This is a genomic window from Corynebacterium sp. USCH3 (assembly GCF_037619475.1).
In the GTDB taxonomy this organism is placed as follows: domain Bacteria; phylum Actinomycetota; class Actinomycetes; order Mycobacteriales; family Mycobacteriaceae; genus Corynebacterium.
On the sequence record NZ_JAQPZT010000004.1, the window covers coordinates 197,698 to 221,600 of the forward strand.

At 69.0% G+C, this 23,903-nt stretch carries 19 protein-coding genes; 4 read left to right on the top strand and 15 right to left on the bottom strand.

Going from position 1 to position 23,903, the window contains the following annotated elements; translation table 11 throughout:
* Positions 1 to 13 precede the first annotated feature (13 nt).
* The 4 genes from PQI66_RS10060 to PQI66_RS10075 form a co-directional block, all read right to left on the bottom strand.
* Positions 14 to 1,375 (bottom strand): sensor histidine kinase, encoded by a 1,362-nt coding sequence (locus PQI66_RS10060; RefSeq protein ID WP_339997980.1) that lies wholly within the window; start codon positions 1,373 to 1,375, stop codon positions 14 to 16.
* 12 nt (positions 1,376 to 1,387) lie between these two features.
* On the bottom strand, positions 1,388 to 2,674 hold the full coding sequence (locus PQI66_RS10065; protein ID WP_339997982.1) for a pyridoxal phosphate-dependent aminotransferase: 1,287 nt from the start codon (positions 2,672 to 2,674) through the stop codon (positions 1,388 to 1,390).
* Between the two features lie 119 nt (positions 2,675 to 2,793).
* Entirely contained in the window at positions 2,794 to 3,900 is a 1,107-nt protein-coding gene (locus PQI66_RS10070; RefSeq protein WP_339997983.1) for a hypothetical protein, read from the bottom strand.
* A gap of 96 nt (positions 3,901 to 3,996) precedes the next feature.
* Positions 3,997 to 4,959 (bottom strand): alpha/beta hydrolase, encoded by a 963-nt coding sequence (locus tag PQI66_RS10075; protein WP_339997985.1) that lies wholly within the window; start codon positions 4,957 to 4,959, stop codon positions 3,997 to 3,999.
* Between the two features lie 209 nt (positions 4,960 to 5,168).
* On the opposite strand from PQI66_RS10075, the gene dnaK reads away from it, so the two are divergent.
* On the top strand, positions 5,169 to 7,025 hold the full coding sequence (gene dnaK, locus PQI66_RS10080; protein ID WP_339997986.1) for a molecular chaperone DnaK: 1,857 nt from the start codon (positions 5,169 to 5,171) through the stop codon (positions 7,023 to 7,025).
* Positions 7,026 to 7,027: 2 nt separating this feature from the next.
* A complete protein-coding gene (gene grpE / locus PQI66_RS10085; RefSeq protein WP_339997989.1) occupies positions 7,028 to 7,660 on the top strand; it encodes a nucleotide exchange factor GrpE in 633 nt (210 codons plus the stop codon).
* Positions 7,661 to 7,771: 111 nt separating this feature from the next.
* Here the strand turns inward: grpE and PQI66_RS10090 are convergent, their stop codons facing one another.
* From PQI66_RS10090 to PQI66_RS10100, 3 genes are read right to left on the bottom strand one after another with little or no spacing between them, the layout of a single operon-like run.
* On the bottom strand, positions 7,772 to 8,803 hold the full coding sequence (locus tag PQI66_RS10090) for a hypothetical protein (RefSeq protein WP_339997991.1): 1,032 nt from the start codon (positions 8,801 to 8,803) through the stop codon (positions 7,772 to 7,774).
* Between the two features lie 22 nt (positions 8,804 to 8,825).
* Complete coding sequence (locus PQI66_RS10095; RefSeq protein ID WP_339997992.1) at positions 8,826 to 11,621, bottom strand: hypothetical protein; 2,796 nt, start codon at positions 11,619 to 11,621, stop codon at positions 8,826 to 8,828.
* Positions 11,622 to 11,626: 5 nt separating this feature from the next.
* Positions 11,627 to 12,694 carry a hypothetical protein gene (locus PQI66_RS10100; protein ID WP_339997993.1) on the bottom strand — a complete coding sequence of 356 codons (1,068 nt, stop codon included), beginning with the start codon at positions 12,692 to 12,694 and terminating at the stop codon, positions 11,627 to 11,629.
* A gap of 150 nt (positions 12,695 to 12,844) precedes the next feature.
* Between PQI66_RS10100 and dnaJ the strand changes: the two genes are divergently transcribed.
* Entirely contained in the window at positions 12,845 to 14,050 is a 1,206-nt protein-coding gene (gene dnaJ / locus PQI66_RS10105) for a molecular chaperone DnaJ (RefSeq protein ID WP_339997994.1), read from the top strand.
* A 20-nt stretch (positions 14,051 to 14,070) separates the two neighbouring features.
* The gene (locus tag PQI66_RS10110; RefSeq protein WP_339997995.1) at positions 14,071 to 14,577 is read left to right on the top strand and encodes a heat shock protein transcriptional repressor HspR; all 507 of its coding nucleotides are present in this window, start codon (positions 14,071 to 14,073) and stop codon (positions 14,575 to 14,577) included.
* Here PQI66_RS10110 and PQI66_RS10115 read toward each other — a convergent pair.
* The 8 genes from PQI66_RS10115 to PQI66_RS10150 all read right to left on the bottom strand — a co-directional run bounded on the left by PQI66_RS10115 (position 14,554) and on the right by PQI66_RS10150 (position 23,840).
* Positions 14,554 to 15,786 carry an MFS transporter gene (locus tag PQI66_RS10115; protein ID WP_339997996.1) on the bottom strand — a complete coding sequence of 411 codons (1,233 nt, stop codon included), beginning with the start codon at positions 15,784 to 15,786 and terminating at the stop codon, positions 14,554 to 14,556. The genes PQI66_RS10110 and PQI66_RS10115 overlap by 24 nt on opposite strands.
* On the bottom strand, positions 15,783 to 16,646 hold the full coding sequence (locus tag PQI66_RS10120) for a PhzF family phenazine biosynthesis protein (protein ID WP_339997998.1): 864 nt from the start codon (positions 16,644 to 16,646) through the stop codon (positions 15,783 to 15,785). Before PQI66_RS10120 ends, PQI66_RS10115 begins: the two co-directional genes overlap by 4 nt.
* A gap of 27 nt (positions 16,647 to 16,673) precedes the next feature.
* Positions 16,674 to 18,206, bottom strand: a complete 1,533-nt coding sequence (locus PQI66_RS10125) for an amino acid permease (protein WP_339997999.1) — start codon at positions 18,204 to 18,206, stop codon at positions 16,674 to 16,676.
* A gap of 21 nt (positions 18,207 to 18,227) precedes the next feature.
* Positions 18,228 to 19,625: an alpha/beta fold hydrolase gene (locus PQI66_RS10130; protein ID WP_339998000.1), complete on the bottom strand. Its 1,398-nt coding sequence runs from the start codon at positions 19,623 to 19,625 to the stop codon at positions 18,228 to 18,230.
* Positions 19,626 to 19,773: 148 nt separating this feature from the next.
* The gene (locus tag PQI66_RS10135) at positions 19,774 to 20,415 is read right to left on the bottom strand and encodes a GyrI-like domain-containing protein (protein ID WP_339998001.1); all 642 of its coding nucleotides are present in this window, start codon (positions 20,413 to 20,415) and stop codon (positions 19,774 to 19,776) included.
* 32 nt (positions 20,416 to 20,447) lie between these two features.
* On the bottom strand, positions 20,448 to 21,374 hold the full coding sequence (locus PQI66_RS10140; RefSeq protein WP_339998002.1) for an exodeoxyribonuclease III: 927 nt from the start codon (positions 21,372 to 21,374) through the stop codon (positions 20,448 to 20,450).
* Between the two features lie 334 nt (positions 21,375 to 21,708).
* A complete protein-coding gene (locus tag PQI66_RS10145; protein ID WP_339998003.1) occupies positions 21,709 to 22,344 on the bottom strand; it encodes an Abi family protein in 636 nt (211 codons plus the stop codon).
* A 413-nt stretch (positions 22,345 to 22,757) separates the two neighbouring features.
* Positions 22,758 to 23,840 carry an LLM class flavin-dependent oxidoreductase gene (locus PQI66_RS10150; protein WP_339998004.1) on the bottom strand — a complete coding sequence of 361 codons (1,083 nt, stop codon included), beginning with the start codon at positions 23,838 to 23,840 and terminating at the stop codon, positions 22,758 to 22,760.
* Between the last annotated feature and the right edge of the window lie 63 nt (positions 23,841 to 23,903).

Consider the following 23,903-nt stretch of genomic DNA (forward strand, 5'->3'; position numbering starts at 1 on the left):
TGAGGGGTGATTATCAAGATTTGATAACAACTATAGGGAGTCGGAGAGTGGTACGCCAGACGCGTTCCGTGACTCCCCCCTCCGCGGCTGCTCCGTGTGGGAACGCACTGCCAGGGCCGGTGGGGGAGGCCACCGGACCAGCCTCGAGGTCACCCCCGGCATTCCTCGCCCGGGCGTGCATGGAGCCCAGCCCCATCCCGCTGGAGAACAGGTCACCGCCGGAGGCACCTGCAGGCCGGGCACCGGGCGGTCCGGCCGTGCGATGCACCGGGTTGACCATGGTGACCACGAACTTATCGTCCTGCACGGTGCAGGTCAACGACACGGTGGAGTGCGGTGGCGAGTGCTTCGCGGCGTTCGAGGTCATTTCGGTGAGGACCTTGACCATGGTGTCCAGGTCGACGCTCGTCCCCGGCCCGGCGGTGGTGGACGGCCCCCGGGGGGTGTTCACCGACCGCGCGACGTCCGGCGGCAGGTCGATCTTCGCGCACAGCTCCAGGGAGTGCGCGTCGAGTTCCTGCCGGATCCTGGCCAGCGTCCGGTCGAGCGCGTGGTCGGGGGAAGGACCGTCGCTGCGGGCGCGGAAGGACGGGTGGTCCGGCCGCTCGTTGAGCAGCTGCAGCATGGTGCGCAGGTTCGACAGTGCGGTCCGGGAGGTCTCGGAGATCGACTCGAGTCCGCGGTGCCGGGTGTCGGCGCTGGTGTCGGCGCCGGCGTCCCCGTCGGTGTCCCCACCGGCAGACGGCAACAGTGTCAGTGCCTGTGCCTGCATCACCACGCTCGTCAGTGAGGTGGCGACGGAGTCGTGCAGTTCGCGTGCGAGCTCCAGGCGCTGTTGCCTCTCGTGGGCGGCCAGCGACGCACGCAGCTTCTCCTGCTGGCGTCGGTGGCTCGCCCGCGACCAGCCGATCATGTGGGCTGCGGCGAGAACCAGTGCGACGATCGTCAGTGCGGCGACGTCGGTGGATACCGTCCCGGCCTGCGGGTCCACCGCGGAGAGCGCCCAGTGGGCGAGTGCCAGTGACCCCGCGAGCAGGATCTGCCCGCTGGCCGCGACGATCTCGACGATGAGCATCGTGAAGAAGATGGAGTACAGCGGGACGGTGCCGTCGGTGATGAACGTCGACAGCACGAGTAGGAGCGACAGCATCGACGCCGCGACGGGGAACCGCGCGGCTCCGGCGACGAGGACGAGGGTGAGCAGGGCGACGACGACCGCGCCCGTGGAGGCCGTCCCCGGGGTCTCCAGCGGTTCGACGAGGGTGAGGGCGACCGCCAGGACCGTCTCGACCACACCCAGGCGTGTGACCCGGCTGGCCCGGAGGAGGGGCAGCAGCCGGCGGGGACGGTGAGGCGTCCGGAGGCTGGCGTTCACGGCAGGGGCGTCCTACTGCCGGTAGGACGCCAGGAAATTGCCCAGACGCTCGATCGCCTCGGCCAGGTCCTGCTTCCAGGGCAGGGTGACCACGCGGAAGTGGTCGGGGGACGGCCAGTTCATGCCCGTGCCCTGGACCATCTGGATCTTCTCGGACCGCAGCAGGTCGAACATGAACTGCTCGTCGTCGTGGATCTCGTGGACCTCCGGGTCGATCTTCGGGAAGGCGTACAGCGCGCCCATCGGCTTGACCACGCTGATGCCGGGGATCTCGTTGAGCTTGGTGTAGGCGGTGTTGCGCTGCTCCAGCAGGCGACCGCCGGGCAGGACGAGGTCGTCGATGGACTGCCGTCCGGACAGTGCCACCTGGATGCCGTACTGGGCGGGGACGTTCGCGCACAGGCGGGTCGAGGCCAGCAGGGTCAGGCCTTCGATGAAGCCCTTCGCATGCTCCTTCGGGCCGGTGATCACCGCCCACCCGGCCCGGTATCCGGCGACGCGGTAGGCCTTCGACAGACCGTTGAAGGTGATGCACAGCAGGTCCGGGGCCAGCGCAGCGGTGTTCACGTGCACGGCGTCGTCGTAGAGGATCTTGTCGTAGATCTCGTCGGAGAGCAGCAGCAACGAGTGCTCGCGGGCGATGTCGACGATCTTCTGCACGACCTCGCGGCTGTACACCGCGCCGGTCGGGTTGTTCGGGTTGATGATCACGATCGCCTTGGTGCGTTCGGTGATCTTCGACTCGATGTCCTCGATCGACGGTGCCCAGTCGTCCTCCTCGTCACAGAGGTAGTGCACGGGCTTGCCGCCGGACAGGGTCGTCGCCGCGGTCCACAACGGGTAGTCCGGCGCGGGGATGAGCACCTCGTCGCCGTCGTTGAGCAGCGCCTGGGTCGTCATCGTGATCAGCTCGGAGACACCGTTGCCGATGAACACGTCGTCCATGTCGAAGGCGGGGAAACCCGGGACCATCTCGTAGCGGGCGACGATCGCGCGACGTGCCGACGGGATGCCCTTGGACTGCGAGTACCCCTGGGCGTACGGCAGGGCGGCGATCATGTCCTGCACGATCGTGTCGGGGGCGTCGAAACCGAAGGCCGCCGGGTTACCGGTGTTGAGCTTGAGGATCCGGTGGCCGTCGGCCTCCATGCGCTCGGCCTCGGCGTTCACCGGGCCGCGGATCTCGTAGAGGACGTTCTGCAGCTTCGTGGACTGGTCGAGCGGGCGCGGCTGGCGGGCCCCGCCGCGTCTCCCGTCATGTCCGCTGTTGCCCTGCGCGGTGTTCTCTTCAGTGCTCATTTCAGCAATTGTGCCAGCCGTCACGGCACCGTGACAGTCGAGCCGCGGAACACGGTGGGGTCAGCCCCCTCAAACGGGCGGTCCGACTCCCGACCCGAACCCTGCCGCGGCTCCGGGCACTACTCCTGGTCCGCGCCGGTGCCGCCGCCGTCACCGTCACCGGTACCCGTCCCACCGCCGGTGCCGCCGCCGTCTCCGCCGCCGCCGGCCGGCGGGCTCGTGTTGCCGCCACCGGTGCCGCCACCAGTGCCGCCGTTACCTCCGCCGGTGCCACCACCGTCACCGTCACCGGGCGTGGGCTGGCCGCCGGTGCCGCCACCGTTCCCCCCGGTATTTCCGCCGCCGGTGTTGCCGCCGTTTCCACCGTTGTCGCCCGGGTTCTGCTCGCTCGGGGACGGTGACGGCGAGGACGGGGCGTCGTCGTCAGACTCGTCCGGAGTCCACGGGGTGTACTCCTCCGGCTCGTTGTAGTCCGGTTCGTAGTAGTAGTTGCTCCCGGCACCGTTGTTGGGCTGGGCGCTGGGGATGGGGTCACTGGAGTCCCATGCCTCGGGCCGCGGGTAACTCGGGACGACGCTGGAGTAAGGGGAATGACGCTCTTCGTCCCCACCACTGTTCATCATCGCCACGGCGGTCGCCGCGCCGACCACGGAGAGCCCCACACCGATCACCAGGATCCAGGCCCAGGTGGGGAAACTCGCGTACCAGGGGCGTGACCCGCCACCGGCGGATGCATCTGTCGACGTCGGTTCTTCCGCCGCGTCGGCTCCGGAAGTGGCTCCGGAAGCGGCCCCGGCAGTAGCTCCGGCAGCCGTTCCCGCCGCAGCTCCGTCGTCGACCGCGGGCAGGACGGTGGTCGCCGACTCCTCGTTGTCCGAGGCGAGTTTCTGCTCGTGTTCGGAGATCCGGTCGTCGTTGACCACCGGGATGATGCCGGTGACCTCGGGGTCGCGGGCGGAACCCAACGGCTCGTCAGCCACCTCGGTGGACTCGGCGTCGATGACCTCACCGGCGTCCCCGGCGCCCCCACCGGTCACCTGGTGGTCCCCGTCGGGCCGGTCGCCGGACGGTTCCACCTCGGCCTCGTACCCCTCGAGGTCGCCGGAGCGTTCCTCGGGCGCGCGTGCTGAACCGTCGTCCATGGAGAACTCGGTGTCCTCGAACGCGTCGGTGTCGCTCGGGCGGTCGTCACCATGGTGGCGGTGGGGGTCTGAGGGATTGCTCATCTGGTCTCTTCGTCTCGTCACACGGTTCTGCGCGGTGCCGTGTGGCACCGGCGCATGGAACGGTCCCGTCTATCCTAGCCCCCGATCACGCTCTCACTAATCCACGGCGGCGCCGGACGTGTCGGACGGGCCGGCTGCGGCCAGCCAGGAGACGATCTCGGCGCGCGCCGTGCGCGCCTCCGGGGCGGCGAGGAACGGGTAGTTGTGCAGGGCCCCGTCGACGACGGTCAGGGCGCAGCCGGTCCGTCGGGAGAACTCGGCCGCGTCAGCGTGCAGGATGTCGCGGGTGCCCGTCCAGATGCGCGCCGGCGGCAGGTCGGCGAGCAGGGCGTCCGACGCCGTCAGCGGACTGACCAGCGTGGATTCCACGCCGGCCTGTCGTCCCCACGCCTCCCCGGCGACGCGGAGTCCGTCCGGGTGCAGCCACGGGTCGTCGGCGAGGAGGTCGTCGGTACCGGGGCTGGAACAGGTCGCGTCGAGCCACGGGCAGATCATCGCGATCCGGTCGACCCTGCCGGTGAGCGGGTTGTCGCCGGAGCTGGCACGGTCGAGCATCCAGCCCAGGGCGAGGCCGGCCCCCGCGGAGTCCGCGGCGAGGGTGACGCGCAGTCCGGAGGCGTCGGCGTCGTCGACGGCCCGGGCGACGACGGTGTCGAGAAGGCGGGCGGCGGCGGTGGCCTCGAACTCCGGTGCGCACCCGTAGTCGGGGACGACGACCTTCGTGCCCGTCGCGGCGATCTCACTGACGAGGTTCCAGTGCGCCACGCTCAGCCCGTTGACGTAACCGCCGCCGTGGACGTAGACGCAGATGTCCAGCGGGGTGTCCCGCGGGGCGTCGGTGGCCGGGACGAGACTGTGCACGGTGACGTCGCCGTCGGCGGTGGTGACGGTGTCCTTGACCACGTGGTTGACCTGGTAGAGCTCGTGGGGGACGGCGGCCGAGGGGCGCGGACGGTCCATGAGTTCCCGTACCCGCGCCGCGGAGGACCAGGACGCCCGTCCGGAGCGACCGGGCAGTGCCGCCGGGAGGGCGGCGAGAAGGCGCATCTGCAGGCTCATGGGGGTCGATCCTAGGTCAGCGGAGGGGCGCACAAAAAAGTTGGTGAAAAAGTTGAGCGGACCGGGAACAACTTTGCCCGGTCGTGAGTTGTACAGGATGTCAGACATTGAGTCGCAGGCACTCAACTCAGGTTGACACCTCGGAACGTCAGGTGCAGACTTGAGCGCGGCTCACTTAACAAGCTCAAGAACAGCAGGAGGAAGTCATCATGGGACGTGCAGTCGGAATCGACCTGGGAACCACCAACTCGGTCGTCAGCGTGCTGGAAGGTGGCGAGGCCACCGTCATCGCCAACTCCGAAGGCGCCCGGACCACCCCGTCGATCGTCGCCTTCGCCAAGAACGGTGAGGTGCTCGTCGGACAGTCCGCGAAGAACCAGGCGGTCACCAACGTCGACCGCACCATCCGCTCGGTCAAGCGCCACATCGGCGACGACAGCTGGACCACCAGCGAGATCGACGGCAAGAAGTACACCGCCCAGGAAATCTCCGCCCGTACCCTCCAGAAGCTCAAGAGGGACGCCGAGTCCTACCTCGGTGAGGACGTCACTGACGCCGTCATCACCGTGCCGGCCTACTTCAACGACGCACAGCGCCAGGCCACCAAGGACGCCGGCCAGATCGCCGGCATGAACGTCCTGCGCATCGTCAACGAGCCGACCGCGGCTGCCCTGGCCTACGGCCTGGAGAAGGGTGACAAGGAGCAGACCATCCTGGTCTTCGACCTCGGTGGCGGAACCTTCGACGTCTCCCTGCTGGAGATCGGCGACGGTGTCGTCGAGGTGCGCGCCACCTCCGGCGACAACTCCCTCGGTGGCGACGACTGGGACCAGCGCATCGTCGACTGGCTGGTGGAGAAGTTCAAGACCGCCAACGGCGTCGACCTGTCCAAGGACAAGATGGCCCTGCAGCGTCTGCGTGAGGCCGCCGAGAAGGCCAAGATCGAGCTGTCCAGCTCCCAGCAGGCCAGCATCAACCTGCCGTACATCACCGTCGACCAGGACAAGAACCCGCTGTTCCTCGACGAGACCCTGTCGCGCACCGAGTTCCAGCGCATCACCCAGGACCTGCTCGACCGGACGAAGAAGCCCTTCGAGTCCGTCCTGAAGGACGCCGACTTCAAGGTCGCCGACATCGACCACGTCGTGCTCGTCGGTGGCTCCACCCGTATGCCGGCCGTGTCCGACCTGGTCAAGGAGCTGACCGGCGGCAAGGAGCCGAACAAGGGCGTCAACCCGGACGAGGTCGTCGCCGTCGGTGCCGCGCTGCAGGCCGGCGTCCTGCGCGGTGAGGTCAAGGACGTGCTGCTGCTCGACGTCACCCCGCTGTCCCTCGGTATCGAGACCAAGGGCGGCGTGATGACCAAGCTCATCGAGCGCAACACGACCATCCCGACCAAGCGGTCGGAGACCTTCACCACCGCCGAGGACTCCCAGCCGTCGGTGCAGATCCAGGTCTTCCAGGGTGAGCGCGAGATGGCCCAGCAGAACAAGCTGCTCGGCTCCTTCGAGCTCGGTGGCATCGCCCCCGCCCCGCGCGGCGTGCCGCAGATCGAGGTCACCTTCGACATCGACGCCAACGGCATCGTGCACGTCACCGCGAAGGACAAGGGCACCGGCAAGGAAACCTCGATCACCATCCAGGACGGCTCCGGCCTGACCCAGGAGGAGATCGACCGGATGGTCCAGGACGCCGAGGCCCACGCCGACGAGGACAAGAAGCGTCGCGAGGAGCAGGAGGTCCGCAACTCCGCCGAGTCGATGGCCTACCAGACCCGCAAGTTCCTCGCCGACAGCGAGGACAAGGTCTCCGAGGAGACCAAGACCAAGGTCGAGGAGGCTGCGACCGCCGTCGACGAAGCGCTGAAGGGCGACGACATCGAGGCGATCAAGGACGCCGTCGAGAAGCTCTCCGCCGAGAGCCAGGAGATGGGCAAGGCCATCTACGAGGCCGAGGCCGCGAACGCCGACGGTGCTGAGGGTGCCGAGGGCGCAGCCGACGACGACGTCGTCGACGCCGAGGTCGTCGACGAGGACGACACCAAGTCCGGAGATGATTCCAAGTGACCATGCCCGACAACCCCGGTGACCCGGACCTGACCGACGAGGAGTACACCGCGCCGGAGATGGCCGAGACCACCCCGGAGGAGGACGCCATGTTCGACGCCGAGAACGCCGACGGCGCGGTCGACGCGGAGACCGTCGAGACGGTGGAGGCCCTCGCGGGAGACGACGAGGACATCGTCGCCGACACCGCGGACGCCGACCTCGACGGCTCCGGTGAGCTCTCCGATGCGGAGGCGCAGCTCGCCGAGCGGACCGCCGACCTGCAGCGTGTCAGCGCCGAGTACACGAACTACCGTCGTCGTACCGAGCGCGACCGGGTGGGCATCCGCGAGTCCGCGAAAGCGGAGGTCGCCGCGTCCCTGCTCCCGATCCGGGACGACCTGGATCTCGCCGAGCAGCACGGCGACCTCAGCGGCCCGCTCAAGGCCGTGGCCGACAAGCTGGACTCCGTGCTCGGCGGACTGAAGGTCGAGACCTTCGGTGCCGAGGGCGACGAGTTCGACCCGTCGAAGCACGAGGCGGTGCAGGACACCTCCAGCGGCGACGACAAGGCCGTGGGCACCGTCCTGCGCAGGGGCTACCGGCTCGGCGACCGCGTGCTGCGGACCGCCATGGTGGTCATCGCCGACCGCTAGCCGTACGTCCCGGGCTCCCGCCCGGCAGTCCTGAAGAAGTCTCCGCCCGTGCACGCTGACCCCCGGTCGGTGTGCACGGGCGGAGACTTTTCCTGTGTCACCCTGCGCCGCTCAGTCCTCGAGGCGTGCGGTCAGGTAGGCGTCGGGCTGGATGGAGACGACCTGCTGGCCCTCCCCGTTGGTGGCGACGTCGGTGAAGACGGTGGTGACACCCTCGTGCCGGAGATGCAGCCGGGCGCTGAGCGCGCCCGGCTTCCCCGCGTTCTCCGCCAGCGCCTCGGTGCTCATCGCCTTGATGCCGTCCAGCAGGTCCTGGCCTGCGGTGACCTCGCGCACCAGGATCAGGTGACGGTGCGGGACCGCGACAATGACACCGTGGACGGTGTCCAGTCCCGGGATCCACCGGGGGAGCAGCTCGTCGAGGAACAGGGCGGCACTGGTCAGGAAGAACGAGTCGGACTCCACCGTCCAGAACCGTGACCGGGCGGGGAGATGCTGCACCGGCGTCACCCTGACCCGGCAGTCGGCGAGCTCCTGCCAGGTGTTTCGGTAGCCCACCCGGTAGAGGTCGGACAGTTCCTCGGCCGTGGCGGAACCGTGGGCGGCCAGAGCGTCGTCATCGAGGGCGATGACCCGGTCGGGCGTGTCGAGCACCAGGCAGACGTGCAGGTCGCCGAGGAAACTGCGGGAGGCGTCGGCGACGAGGCCTGTCATGGCGTCGAGGGTCGCTGCCGGGGCGAGGCGGACGCGGAGGTGGCGCAGGAAGTCGGCGTCGGACAGGTCGGCGACACCGGGCCGGTCGGTCGGACCACCGGTGGTGACGGCGTGGATGTGGCGGCGGATGAGTTCCAGCAGCTCGGAGAGGTTCGCGTGCGACCCGGCGTCGGCGAGCTGCAGGGAGAGGGTGTCCAGTGACACCGGGAGGACTCCGGTGACGCTGCGGGCCTCGATCACCCCGTCGGGACGCCACGAGGTGGCGAACCCCTCCTCGTTGAGCAGGCGGACGGTCTGTTCGCGGAGGAAGTCCGCACGGTGGCGGGGCAGGTGGGGGAACATGGTGTCCGGCGCGGTGGGGGCGGTGGGCCCGTTGGACACGGCGTTCCGCCGGGTGGTGCCGCGCTGACGACCGTCTCGGAAGAACATGGTTTCCTACACTAACAAGTGCTCACACCGTGCGGTAGTACTCCGCCCGGTAGGCCTGCGACTCCGCGGCGTGCGGAGTGACCTTCTGCCGTCGCTGCGCCATGACCCGTACCTGCGGCCGTCCCTCACGGGCGCCGACGGCGGTCGCGGACGGTGACTCCGAGTCGTCCGGCAGTGCGTCACCCAGGTCCACGGTCTCGGAGAACTCCCCGCGGGCGACGGTCAGCGTGGTCTCGCCGACCTCCCCGCGGACCTGGCGTCCCGTCACCCGGAGACCCAGGCGACCACCGGTGCCGTTGACACCGGAGACGACCAGGGTGCCGGGGGCGTCCCCGCGGCGCACCGACACCCCGGTCAGGTCGACGGACATCTCACCGTCGACGTCGCGTGGTCCGGCGAGGTCGGCGTCGATGTCCCCGGTCACCACCACCGGGGAACCGGTGACCGTCGCCGTCCCGTCGTCGAGCGGCAGGTCGCGCCCGAGCACGTCCCGGCAGGACGTCGCCCCGGGGACGGCGACCTGCAGGGACGCTCCGTCCGGAGGGATCCAGGCCTCGGGGTGGGGGAAGTAGCTGTCGGAGCCGTGGGTGACGTTGGTGAGGTAGCCGTCCTGTCTGCTCCACAGCACCCAGAAGACCGCCCCGTCGCCGCGGGAGAACCGCAGGCCCCGCAGATCCGGGTGGGGGGACTCGATCCAGCCGAGGAAGGTCGCCCCGTCGAGCATCTCGGCGGCGAACGCGAAGGCGGGCAACGACGGTTTGGGGGAACGGTCGACGTGCAGCAGCCCGTAGTGGTACTCCGCCTGCGCCGGGTCCACGCCGTACTTGTCGTACCAGAGCCCGTCGGCGAGCTGGTACCAGTGCACGCCGGTGACGCCCTCGGCCTTCGCGAGCATGAGCGTGAGCAGGACGGAGTCCGCGGCGGTCCGTTCGTCGTCGTACCACCAGGCGTTGGGGCGGGTGCAGGCGTAGGTTTCGGTGAGCCACAGTTCGGTCGGGGAGTCGGCGGAGGTGGCGTGGCCGTCGAGGTAGGCGCGGGCGGTGCGTACCTGACCGAGGAAGTTCCACTGGCCGCCGTCGTAGTCGACGACGTAGTTGCCGCGTCCGGCGTGTTCGGCGATGCCGTCGAGGAGGTCCCACCCGTCGCGGTCACGGATGGTGTCGAGGAACCCGGCGTCCCACCCGGCCAGGGGCATGGCGAGCAGTGTGGCGTCGGTGCCGCGCCGGTCCATCTCGGCGCGGAAGGGGACGAGCCACCGGTCGGTGTACTCGGTGGCGAGCTTCACGGTGTCCCCGTCGGAGAGGTCCCACTCGTTGAGCAGCTCGTAGTGTGCCACACCGGCGTCCTCGCCCCGGTCGAGGGCGCTGCCGGCCCACTCGGTGAAGCTCCCACCACCGGAGGCGTCGTCGAACTTCCCGGGCGCACCGCTGGGCTGGATCGCGGTGCTGATGCCCAGGTCGGCGGATTCGGCGGCGGTCAGCCAGGGGTTGCGCAGGTGCCGGACGCCCAGTCGGCGCCACAGCGTCCGCTCGGCGGCGGACGACTCCAGGCCGGGGCTCTGGGAGCCGCCGTCGGTGGTGGTGGAGGCGAATCCGCCGAGCCCGATGATGGACCGGTCGGCGGGGCCGAACTCGTGGTCCGGCCAGACGGCGGCGGCGGTACGGGCGAAGGAGTCGGCGCCGGTGACCTCGACCGAGCACCAGGAGCGCGGTCCGGGCAGGTCGATGGTGACCTCGGTGTCGACGTGGTCGGCGTCCTGCGGGATGCGGACCTCGTGGTCGGAGCGGTGGATCTCGGTGCCGTCGAAGTCGCGGGCGACGACGCCGACGACGGTGGTGCTGCGTCCGGAGTACCCGGCGAGACCGACGGTGAACGTCTGCGCGCCGCCGTCGGTGAAGACGTTGTAGGTCGACGACGTGGTGACGTCGACGGTGGGGTCGGGGAGCCCGGTGGTGCCCAGGACCGCACCGGCGAGGAGGGTGCGGCCGTCGTCGACGAGGCGGCGGGCGGAGCCGACGGTGGTGTCCGCCCGGAACTCGAGGTGGCAGCGCCACGTGCCGTCCCCGTCGAGGGTGGGGGCGGCCTGCAGCATGGTGTTGCTGCGCGATGTGCCGGCGGCGGTGGTGATACATCCGTAGAGACGGCGGGCTGTGCCGTCCCCGCCGTCCCCGCTGTCGCTGCCACCGTTAGTGCTGCCGGGGACGTCCCACTCGACGAAGTTGAGCTCGGCGACGCGTTCCTGGACGGGGACCCCGCCGCGGTCGTCGCGCACCCAACGGCTGGCCGGCACGTGGAGCTCGGTGTCGGTCCGGGTGTCGACGAGTGTGCGGTAGATCCTTCCCCCGCGCAGGAGCGGATCCCCCGCGTCGTCGAGACCGTCGCCGGGGGTGGTGAACTCCCAGTCCGCGGTGACCCGTCCCCCGTCGGCGCGGTAGGTGACCGACGCGGTGTAGTCCGGGTCGGTGACCTCGAACTCGACGCGGACGGGCCCCGACCCGGGACGGCCGTCGCCCGGATCGTCGACGTCGGCGCCACGGGTGCCGACCGAGGACGTCAGGCGGTAGCCGTCGAAGTGGACGAGCGGGCGGCCCGCGGTGGTGACCACGGTGACCCGTCCGGGGTGACCGTCGCCGCCGACCTGCAGCTGCAGGGGGCCGGGGTCGACCGGGGCAGGCAGGTCGGACGGGGAATCGTCGCGGTTGCGCAACAGGACGCCGCCGCCGACCGCGGCCGCTCCGAGGACACCGGCGCCGGTGATCCCGCCGATGAGGAAGGTGCGGCGGGTGGTGACGTTCTTCTTCTTGACGGACTTCGCCACGACGGTCAGTTCCCGTTCTCGAGCCGCGACAGCAGGTAGTCGTCGGGGTCGACCTGGAGGATGCGCTGCCCGTCGTCGCCGGTGGTGATCTCGGTGAAGACGCGGATGTCACCGTCGTGCGCGAGGTGCAGTCGCGCGGTGAGCGGCCCCGGGTTGGTGGAGAGCTGGGCCAGGGCGACCGAGGTCATCGTGTTGATGCCGTCGAGCAGGTCCTGGCCGGTGGTGACTTCGCGCACGAGCATGAGGTGCCGGTGCGGCACGGCGACGATCACCCCGGCGGAGGTGTCCAGGTCCGGGATCCAGAGGGGCAGCAGGTCGTCGAGGAAGAGCGGGGCGCTGGCGAGGAAGAAGGAGTCGGACTCCACGACGTGGAAGTGTGCGCCGGATGTGCCCCTGGACCCGTCACCGCTTCTGTCACCGCGGACCTCGTTGACGTCGACGGCGGCGTCGTGGAGTTCCTGCCAGGTGTTGCGGTAACCGACGCGGTACAGGTCGGCGAGCTGGTCTGCGGTGGCGCTGCCGTGGGAGGCGAGTGACTCGTCGGTGAGTGTCATCACGGCGTCCGGGGTGTCCAGGACGAGGGAGACGCGCAGGTCACCGGTGAAGTCGCGGGAGGCGTCGTCGACCTCGCCGGATGCGGCGTCCAGGGTGCCGCGGACGGCGAGACGGACGTGCAGCTGCCGGAGGAAGTCGGCGTCGGGCAGCCCGTCGACGTCGATCTCGGTGAGCACGGTGGCGAGGAAATGGTGGATCAGGTCGACGATGTCGGAGTCCGGGGCGTGGGGTGCCGCGGCGATCTGGAGGGAGAGGTTGTCCAGCCCGATGAGCCGCCGGGAGGTCTCGTCCGGGGACTGCCCCTCCGACGAGTCGACGGGGGGCTCGGCGGGCGTGGCGACGATGTAGCCGTCGGCGCGCCACGAGGTGTCGAAGCCGTCGGCGTGGAGTTGGCGCATCGTCTCCTCACGCAGCAGGTCGGCGCGGTGCCGGGGCAGGTGGGGGAACATCGCGTCGGGTGCCTCCGGGTCGACGACCCGCCGTGGGGTGGGGCGCTTCCGGCCGTCTCTGGAGAACATGGGAACCTACCCTAACAGCCGGGAATGTTCGCCGCCTGATGTGCGTTGGAGGAGATAGACCTTAGCGTGATAGGCTCAAGTTTCGCGGAGAGCCGTCACACGACCGGAGTCCCGGTACAACCGGGACTGTTTCAGGAAGAGAGGAACCAGGTGGCCCAGAAGGAGTGGATCGACAAGGACTACTACGCCGACCTCGGCGTGTCGTCCACCGCGGAGGCCGACGAGATCAAGAAGGCCTACCGCAGGATCGCGCGGGAGAACCATCCCGACGCGCACCCGGGTGACACCGCGGCCGAGAACCGGTTCAAGACCGCCTCAGAGGCCTACTCGGTCCTCGGCGACAAGGACAAGCGCGCCGAGTACGACGAGCTCAAGCAGATGGTCGCCAGCGGCGGCTACGGGTCCCCGTCGGGTGGCTTCGGCGGTTTCGGCGGGGCGACCGGCGGTGCCGGCGGTGCCGGAACTGCCGGGGGATTCGATCTCGGTGACCTGTTCAACCGGGCCGGCGGCGCTGGCACCGGTGGTGCCGGCGGCTTCGGTGACGTCTTCGGCGACATGTTCGGCGGTGGATCCCGGGCAGGCGGCACGCGCACCCAGCGCCGGACGCGCGGGGCGGACGTCGAGACCGAGATCACCCTGGACTTCCGTGAGGCGACCAAGGGTGTCACCGTTCCGATCCGGCTGACCAGTCCGGCGGCGTGCACCACCTGCCACGGTTCCGGGGCGACGCCGGGGACCTCGAGCGCCCGGTGCGGTACCTGCTCCGGCAGCGGTGTGGTCTCGGAGAACCGTGGGGCCTTCGGCTTCTCCCGCCCCTGCTCCGACTGCAACGGCACCGGGACCCGGATCGAGGACCCGTGCCACGACTGCTCCGGCACCGGACGGATCACCCGCACCCGCACGATCACCGTGCGTGTGCCGGCCGGCGTCGTCGATGGGCAGAAGGTCCGGCTCGCCGGCCAGGGCGAGGCGGGTGAGCGCGGACGTCCCTCCGGCGACCTGTTCGTCACCGTCCACGTCCGTCCGGACGACCTGTTCACCCGCAACGGCGACGACCTGAAGATGACTGTGCCGGTCAGCTTCACCGAGCTCGCCCTCGGCGGGGCGGTCACCGTGCCCACACTCGACACCCGCGTGCGGGTGAAGATCCCGGCGGGTACGGCGGACGGGACGACGCTGCGCATCCGTGGCCGGGGTGTCACCAAGCGCAACGGTGCCTCCGGCGACCTGCTGGTGACGGTGAAGGTCGCGGTGCCGAAGAATCTCGACGAGGGCGCGGCGAGTGCGTTGCGTCATTACGCTGAGGAAGAGAAGAGGACCGGTTTCGACCCCCGTGCGGGCTGGTCCGGAAACTGACAGGCAGCTGGTGATTGACGATGAGTGACAGGAACGGAGACGTCCCCGACAAGGCCCGGGAGGTGTTCGTGATCTCCGTCGCCGCGGAGATCACGGGGATGCACGCGCAGACGCTGCGCACCTACGACCGGTTGGGGCTGGTGTCGCCCGAGCGCACCAGCGGCGGCGGTCGCCGCTACTCGCGTGACGACATCGACCAGCTTCTCGAGATCCAACGGCTCAGCCACGACGAGGGGGTCAACCTCGCCGGCATCAAGGCGATCATCGACCTGCAGAACCAGGTCCGGGACCTCAAGGACAAGGTGGACGTCCTGCAGCTGCGGCTCTCCACCGCCGAGCAGAACTCCGGGCAGGCCGGGCGGGGAAGACGTCGTGGCGAGATCGTCCACGTCCCGCGCTCCACCGCCGTGGTGCTGTGGGAGCAGCGGCGCCGCGGGCGCCGGGGAGGTCAGGGCGCCCAGGACGGCCAGAGTGGTCGGGGTGACAGCGGTGGCGGTGAGGGGTCACCGCCGCGCGGCGACCGCTGACCGCAGCAGGAGGGGCAGCAGGACCAGGGGGATCAGCCCGCCGACGACGGCGAGCGCCTGGTAGCTCACCGCGCTCATCAGGGCGCCGGAGGCCAGGCCGGCGGCGGCACCGGCGACCGCGACGGCGACGTCGATGGTGCCCTGGACCTGCGGACGGTTGTCCGGCACCGTGCCGTCGACGACCATGGCGGTGCCGGAGACCAGGCCCAGGTTCCAGCCGAGGCCCAGCAGCATCAGGGCGATGACCAGGAGCACCAGGGAGTCGCCGGGTGCCAGGGCGGCCAGTGCCCCGGTGGCCAGCAGGACCACACCGCCGGCGACGGCCACGGGGAGGCGCCCGACAGCGTCGACCAGGCGTCCGGTGACCAGCGACGGCAGCCACATCGCGCCGACGTGCAGTCCGATGACGAGGCCGACCGCGCCGATGGAGTGGTGGTGGGCCTGCATGTGCAGCGGCGTCATCGTCATGATCGAGACCATGGTGACCTGCGTGAGGATCATGACCGCAGCTCCCAGGCGCACACCGGAGGGGTTGCCGCTGTCGGGGGCCCCGGACGGGCCGGAGGTGTCATCGGCCGGTGTGAGGCCCGCGATCTCCCGGGCCAGCAGGTAGGGGTCCGGGCGTAACAGGAGGAACAGCACGATACCGGCCCCGGTGTACGCCGCCGCGGCGAGGATGAACGGCCCGGCGAGTGTCGGGACGCCCAGGGCGTCGGCCACCCGCCCCATCGGCTCGACGAGGTTGGGTCCGGCGACGGCGCCGACGGTGGTGGCCACCATCGCCATCGACGTGCCGTGACCCCGCCGGTCCTCGGGGGCGAGGTCGGCACCGGCGTAGCGGGCCTGCAGGTTCGTCGCCGTGCCGGCACCGTAGATGAACAACGAGACGAACAGCAGCGCCGGGCTGTCGAGCACGGCGGCGACGACGACACCGACCGCGCCGAGGCCACCGGCCAGGAACCCGGAGGCCAGGCCGGTGCGTCGGCCGAAGCGTCGGGTCGACAGGCCCACGAGGAACGCCGTGAGGGCGGATCCGAGGGTGAATAGCCCGGTCGGCAAGCCGGCGAGACGGTCGGAGCCGAGCATGTCCTGCGCCAGCAGGGCACCGACGGTGATGCCGGCGGCCAGGCCCGCCCCGCCGAGGATCTGGCTGAGGATCACGACCCGCAGGGTGCGGCGGTGGACGCGTGCGATGTCGGCGGGCTTCATGGATTCGGCAGCCAGCGGTCGGGGGTCTCCGCGATGCCGCGGAACAACGTCGTGGTGGCCCCACCGACCCGGACGGTGCCGTCGTCGGCCGGGGTGACCCGTACCCTCCCGGCACGGTGGATCACGGTCCCCTGGAACGCTGTGTACGGGCCGCGGATCTTTCCGGTGCGGAACAGCCACTGGCCGACCGACGCGTTGAGGGACCCGGTCACGGGATCTTCACCGATCCCGTCGGACGGGGTGAATGCCCGGATCTCGATGCCGGTCGTGTCACGGAAACCGAAGACGCCGATGTCGAGGTCGTTGACGGTACTGAAGTCCGGCACCAGGCCCAGGACGGCCTGGGCATCCTGTAGTTGGACGGCCGCCCACTGCGGCCCGTTGACCACCCACTGGTGTGCGACCACGTCGCCCCGCCCGATACGCAGGGCGGTGCAGATCCTGGTGAGGACGTCGTCGGACAGCGGGCCCGTCCGGGTTGTCGGCGGGGCGGTGAAGGACAGCGGGGCAGGCGACTCCGGCTCGTGACGGACCTCCACCAGCCCTGCGGCGCACTCCTGGACGATGACCCCGGGGCGCTGTGGAACCCCACCGTTCTCCAGCCATGCGTGGGCGGTGCCGAGCGTGGGGTGCCCGGCGAAGGGGAGCTCCCCGCCCGGGGTGAAGATCCGGATCCGGTAGTCGGCGGTGTCAGCGGTGGGTGCCACGACGAACGTCGTCTCGGAGAGGTTCGTCCAGCGGGCGATCCGTCTCATCCGGTCGTCGGACAGGCCGTCGGCATCAAGAACCACGGCGACGGGATTGCCGAGGTAGGGGTCGTCGGAAAAGACGTCGACCTGGGCGAAACGGTGGTGGGTCATGTCACGGAGTGTAGATGACCGTGAGGGTCACAGACTCAGCGTCCCCTGCGCGATCAGTACCACGGCGACGACCGCCGCGGCCGTCACGCCGGTGGCGATGACCCACTCGAAGGCGTTGAAGACGCGTCCCCCGGCACGGCGGCGGGTGACGACGTAGGCGATCATGCCCGGCACGATGAGCACCATGCCCATCAGCACGTACTTCACGTCCGCGGCGTAGAACAGCCACAGGGAGTACACGAACGCCAGGGCACCGATCACCAGGTGCCTCCGGTTGCCCCGGGCGTCCACCGTGGGCCCGGAGAGGTCGAACTTCGTGCCGGCGTCGGGGTGCGACAGTCCCTCCCCGCGGGTGCACAGCAGGATCAGGTACAGCGCGGAGAACAGGTAGGGGATCAGGTACAGCGACGTCGCCAGCTGCACCATCGTGGTGTAGGCGGACTCGTTGAGGTAGAAGATCACGATGAACAGCTGGATCACGATCGCCGAGAACAGCTGGGCGACCACGGGGGCACCCCGCTGGTTGATGTAGCCGAGCCTGCGGGGGAGCAGGCCGTCCTGCGCCATCAGGGTGATCGGTTCGGCGCACAGCATCTGCCAGGACACGTACGCGCCCAGGACGGAGATGCACAGCCCGACGGAGACCAGACCGGCTCCCCAGGGACCGACGACGAGCTCGAGGACCTCGGCCATGGAGTTGTCGCCCATGGCGGCGAGCTCCTCGCGCGGCGCCACCCCGTAGGACAGGAAACTGACCATGACCAGCAGCAGGAACACAGTGAGGAAGCCCAGCAAGGTGGCCATGGAGACGTCCTTGCGGCGGCGTGCCCGGCGGGAGTACGTCGAGGCACCCTCGACACCGATGAACGCCCACACGGTGAACAACATCATGCCCTTGACCTGGTCGGACAAACTGGCTGCCTCGTCGGCGTTGTCGCCGAAGGTGTCCGCCGAGCCCCAGAAGTCGGCGGTGAATACCTCGGTGTGGAAACCGGCGAAGACCAGGATCCCGAGGAAGGCGAGGATCGGCAGAAGTTTCGCCGCGGTCGTGACCACGTTCAGGACGGCCGCCTGGCGTACGCCCCGCGACAGCGCCAGGAAGATCACCCAGTTCAGCCCGGACACGAAGAACGCCTGGACCAGCGACTGACCGTCGGCGAAGAGCGGGAGGAAGTGGCCGAGGGACCCGAAGAACAGGGTCGCGTAGCCGACCTGGGCGATGATGCTGCCCAGCCAGTACCCCCAGCCGGACGCGAACCCGACGAAGTCCCCGAGGCCTCCCCGGACGTAGCTGTACACCCCGGAGTCCAGGTTCGGCTTGCGCTGCGCCAACGCCTGGAAGACGAAGGCGACGCACAGCATGCCGATGCCGGTGATGACCCAGCCGATGACGGCGGCACCCGGCGAGGCCACCGCGGAGATGTTCTGCGGCAGGGCGAAGATACCCGCCCCCACGCACGAGCCGACGATGAGGGAGACCAGCGTCGGCAGGCGGACGGTGTCCCTGCGGGTCGTGGGGTCCGGGGCCGTCGCCGCGGGGGCGGGGGAGGTGTCAGTCACGGGGAGACAGCGTATCCCGGATCAGTGGTCCTTCACCAGCGCGCGCAGATGGCGCAGGATGGCGGCGCCGTCCTGGCTGATCCCGTTGTGCTCCCAGCGGTTGGTGACGTGGGGACGCAGGCCCCGGATCGTCGCCGCGGTCTCCATCGACAGTTCGAAGGGGACGAAGATGTCGTCGAGGTAGACCGCGGCGGCCGTCGGCACGCTGGTCTGCCGGAGCTGGTCGGCGTCGTAGAGCGGTGTCCAGTCGTCCTTCGCCGCGAGCAGGTCGGCGACCTCCTTCCAGGGGCGCAGCGTGGGGTCTTCCTCGAACTGCCACGGGAAGAAGTGCTCGGCGGTGAGGTACGTGGTGTGGTCGCCGGTACGTTCGGCGAATCCCGCAACCTCCTCGCGGAGGCGGTGTGCCGCCCAGTTCGTGGCGGTGTCGATGCCGTAGATCGACTCGTGGACCACCGCGTACAGCGGCGCGTCGGCATAGGTGACGTGGCCGGCGAGCTCGGTGAGGAACGGGGTGCGCAGGCGTCGGCGTCCTGCTGCGCCCGGACTGCCGGGAACGGCGCGGAACGGATCCTCCAGCAGGTAGGCCAGTGTGTCGAACCCGCCGGTACGTCCCAGGTTCATGCCCACGGTGCGGAACCGTCGCGAGGTCAGACGTTCTCCGGTGGGCAGCGTCTCCTCGGTGTCGTCGAGGTGACGGCAGATCTCGGCGACCCGCTGCCCGGCCCACGGGAACCGGGCGTAGAAGCGGTCGTTGCGTACCGCTGTCTTGGCGAAGGTGGCGCGGTAGATGTCGTCGACCCGGGTGTGCGGGTCGCTGACGTGGCCCGGCAGCCCGCCGGTGAAGAAGGCCTCCTTCACTCCCTCCGGGCGCAGTGACAGGTAGGTCGTGATGCAGAACCCGCCGAAGGACTGGCCGAGCAGGGTCCAGGGGTCCTCCCCGAGCGCCTGCCGCAGCAGCTCGGCGTCTGCCACGATGCTGTCGGCGCGCAGGTGGGTGAGGTAGTCGGCCTGGTCCTGGGGCGTCGGGCCGAGTGCTTCGGGTGCGGCGACGTCGACCGGAGTGGACCGGCCGGTGCCGCGCTGGTCGAAGAGGATCACGCGGTAGTGGTTGAGGGCCTCGCCGAGCCACCCGGACAGCGATCCGCCGTCGCCGTCCGCCGCGGGACGGGGCGCGCCGTGGCCCGGTCCGCCCTGAAGGAACAGCATGACGGGACGGTCCTCGCCGCCGTCCGGGACGTACTCGCGGGCGTAGACCTCGATGGTGCGGGGGTCTGTGGCGTCGCCGGAGGCGGCAGGGTTGTGGACCAGCGGTGCGGTGAGGACGTGTTCGCGGACAGTGTGGCCGTGGCGACGGGTCGAGGTCGTCCTGAGGTCGGGGGAGGTGCCGGCGGCGGAGGAGCGGGATACGGGCGTGTTCATGCCCTCAAGTCTTACCGGAGTCGATGGACGCGGCGGGCACTGGCGGGTGCAGGTGACGGTGCCACGGCGATGGTGTGGCCGCCCGGTGACGCCCCCGGGAAATTGTTCTAGCCCCAGGTACGCTTCCGGCCCGGACGCGTACCTGGGGCTAGAACAATTCCGGGACGGATGGCGGCGTGACCGGCTGACGCAACAGTGTCCGGAGCTTCTCAGGAGCAGTCTTCCGGGGGTCGCTGAAGTAGATCTCGTGATGTGTCCCCCGCAGCCGCAGACCGTTGTCGGGGATGAAGCCGTGGTGCATCCGTTCCAGGACGGCGGCCTCGTCGTCGAAGGAGCCGATGTGCAGCGTCTGGACACACCGCCCCTCGGACAACGTCTCGAGCCGGACGTCGCCGAGACTGGCGGGTGCGGACTTTGCCGCCACCGCTCGCACTGCCGTAGCGAAGAGCGTCTCGTCGATCCAGTCCGGGGTCATGATCATCATCGTCCAGTCCCACCGGGACTTGTCGCGGCCGGTGGTGAACGACGACATGTCCTCGGCCCACCACAACCCTTCCAGCGGCGGCACCACGTAGTCGCGCCCCAGCTCACGTTTGCTGGCGAACTTCATCGAGTAGGCCACGGGGTAGAGGGCCTCGAGCGCCGAGGTGTAGGCGGGGGACGTGTTCGGGTCACCGTGCCCGTCCACCATGATGTAGCGCAGTGGCGGCACGTCCAGAATGCGGAACTCGCCGCGCCGGGCACGGTAGGAGTCGAGGGACTTCTTGAGGTCGACCTTGGTGGTGTTCATGGATGTCCTCTCACCGCGTGGATCTGTTCGGTTTACACAAGCTCATAGTCCACGACCACGGGGGAGTGATCGGAGAGTCGGATGCCCCGGACGTCCCGGTCGACCTCGGCGCGTACCGCTGATCGTGCCAGCCGGGGAGTGGCCAGATGGTAGTCCAGGCGCCAGCCCGAGTCCTTTGCGAAGGACTCGCCCGCCCAGGACCACCAGGAGTACGGTCCGTCCTCGTCGGGGTGCAGGTGCCGGACGACATCGACGAGTGTGCGGGCGGAGAGCTGCTGGTCGAACCATTCGCGTTCCTCCGGCAGGAAGCCGTCGTTCTGCTGGTTGCGTCGCCAGGCGGCGAGGTCCTGCCGGGTGTGGGCGATGTTGAGGTCGCCCATGAGGAGGAACTCCCGTCCCGCGGCGGCGGCAGTGCGCCGGGTACGGGTGAGGTAGCGCGAGAATCCTGCCATGAACGCCATCTTGCGGTTGTACCGGGCACCGCCGTCGGGTGCCTCACGCATCCGTCCGGGCCGCTGGAGCTCGGCGGGGAGGCCGCCCTTGGGCAGGTAGAGGCTGGCAATCGTGAGGGGGGCGTCAGCGAGGTCGACCTCGAGGTAGCGACCCTGGGAGGCGAAGGTACGGAGTTCCCGGGCGGGACTCACATGGTCGGGTGCCGGAACCCGCCGGAGGTCATCAGGGCCGCAGCCCGGTGCGCCGAGGAGTGCTGTCCCGTTCCATGTCCGGACGGACCGCGGAGCCTGCCGGGTCAGGACGGCGACGCCGTTGCGTCCCGGGATCTCACCGGTCTCCAGGGCCACGTGGTAGTCGCCGAAGGCACCGTCGGGGAGCTTGTCGGCCTGGGCGCGCGTCTCCTGCAGTGCGATGACATCGCAGTCGCGGGTGGCCAGCCAGTCACCGAATCCCCTCCGGTGTGTGGCACGGATCCCGTTCACATTGGCGGTCGCGATGCGGAGCATCCCCTGAGGCTACATTCCCTCGAACTGCCGTCGGTCGTTGTCAGCTGACTACGTAGCTACGGCTTGACCGGCAGGCAGTTCACACGGATGCCCTTACGCGGCTCCACCGCCGAGAAAAGTTCCGGGTGAGGCCGATGATCCCTGGTCTGCTAGCCGGATACGCGACCTGTGTCATCCGGTAGTGGGAGATCGGTTTCTGCTGTACCCGTGCCGGGCCTGGTGAAAGACCTGTCAGTACCATTCCCGCAGATCGCACTCACAACGACCGAGGCAGCTATGACAGATGAACTGGCAGCGCGACGAGCGACCGGACCGCGTCATAGGCGATGGTGTTCTAGGCAGTGGGGAAGGGGTTCTCCGTCAACCGCTGCGCCCAGAGGGTCTCGAGCCAACTGGCCGCGGCCGTATCAACATAGCCGGCAGCTGTACTGGCGTTCCCGATGAACTCTGCATCGTCGAGGTGATAGACCGGCTCGGAATGCGAACACCGGTTGCGCACACCGTTGAGGTAGTCCATCGCCGCATGCAACTCGCTGCGGTCACGTTGGCTGCGTACCCTGCCGGTAAAGCCACGGGCGGCTACGGGCCACACTGTGGCCTGATACTGCGTGCTCAGCAGAAACCTCCAGGTGCCGAACATCAGTTCCGCGACGACTTTTCCACCGGGGGCACGCGGCCCACCGGCAGTGGATACCGCCTTGTCCAGATTCCGGATCATCTGCCGGTTGAACCCGTAGTGTTGAGTGTCGAGATACCACGGGATCTGGGTTGCTCGGTCCGTGGAGGACAATTCGCGGTGGATCACGTTGCGGATCAGTACCTCGATGTGCAGGATCAGTTCGGACATGTGCGTGGAGCGCCGCGCGTTGTACATGTAGAGCTCGACGGTGTCAGCCGAATGGACACGGTATCGGTGCAGTCGCTCAGGCGAGATCCATGCCTCCAGCTGGTCTGCCGTGATCCGGTTCATCTGAGAGAGGGTAGCACTGTGATCTTGACAGAGCAGGGGAGGACGGGGCACTATACTAAGTGAAAGCCCCGGAACGATCCCTGGTTTGACTGGACTGCACAGTCTGGAATACGAACTAGATCGCCGGGGCTAATGATTTTCCTTCGGGCGCTTCACAGGGGTGGGGAGTGGTCTCGGCGGCTGTGGTCTCCGGCATGGTCTTGATTCCGAAGAGACGCAGGGCGTGGATCGTAAGGAGACACGAAAAACAGGTGGGCGCCGCCTACGGTTTTCGCCGATTTTTGATCTGCGGCCGATGGATGAGTGAGGCAACCGTCTGCTTCTGGGGCAGTGGATTGAGCGACAAGGTCGGACTCGGTCGTGCTCCGGCAGAGAAGATAGCCCGCCAGTTCCACTTCATTTCTCCTCACATCTTAGACCGGGTAACCCTTCACCGGACCTGAGGTGTTCGGTTCCCACCCCAGCGCCGGGGCGACGTGCTCCGCGAAGGACGAGAGGATTCGCAGGTTGGCATCCACGCCCAGCTGACTGGGGATCGTCAGCATCAGGGTGTCCGCCTCCATGACGGCCGCATCCTTCTTCAGCTCCTCGATCAGCTTGTCGGGTTCGTCGGCGTAGGTCCGGCCGAAGGTGGCGGTGCTGTCGTCGATGTAGCCGACCCCGCCGTCGTCGCCTGAGCCGAACATGCGGCGGTCCGTCTCCGAGAGGATCGGGAAGATCGACCGGGACACCGATGTCCGCGGGGTCCACGTGTGCCCTGCCTCCTTCCATGCCTGACGGAACAGTCGGATCTGGTCGGCCTGGAGATCGGAGAACTCGTCGCCGTTGGCCTCGGTGAGCAGCGTGGAACTCATCAGGTTCACGCCCTTCTGCGCGGCCCACACGGCGGTGTCACGGGAGCCGGCGCCCCACCACACGTGCTTGCGCAGCGACAATGACGTCGGCATCACCGGCACCTGTGCATTCGGCTGGTACATCCGTGGGTACTGCTGGTCCAACGGGAGGGCGGTGGCGATGCCCTCCCCGTCGACGGCGGACATGAAGCGGTCGAACTTCTGCCGCGCCATCTCCGCGCCCTTCGGATCATCGGGCTCGGGGGAGTAGCCGAACTCGGCGTAGCCGCGGTCCACCGGCTCGGGCGATCCGCGGGAGACGCCGAGCGCGACCCTGCCGTTTGCGAGCAGGTCCAGCTGGGCGGCCTCCTCGGCCAGGTGGAGCGGGTTCTCGTACCGGAGGTCTATCACGCCGGTGCCGACCTCGATGTGCCTGGTCCGTGCGGCGGCGGCCGCGAGAATCGGCATCGGTGCGGCGTGCTGCGGGGCGAAGTGGTGGACGCGCCAGTACGCGCCGTTGACGCCGATGTCGTCGGCCCCGACGGCGATCTCCACGGCGTTGGTGATGTTCTCCCTCGCTCCGGGCATGGTGCGTCCCGGGGTGGAGGGACCGGACGCGCCGAGATCGTAGTGGCCGAAACTGAGGAATCCGAAGGCCTTCATGGTATCTCCTGGTGGGAGTGTGTAGTTGACATGTCAACTATATAGCAGGGTGACCGCACGGAC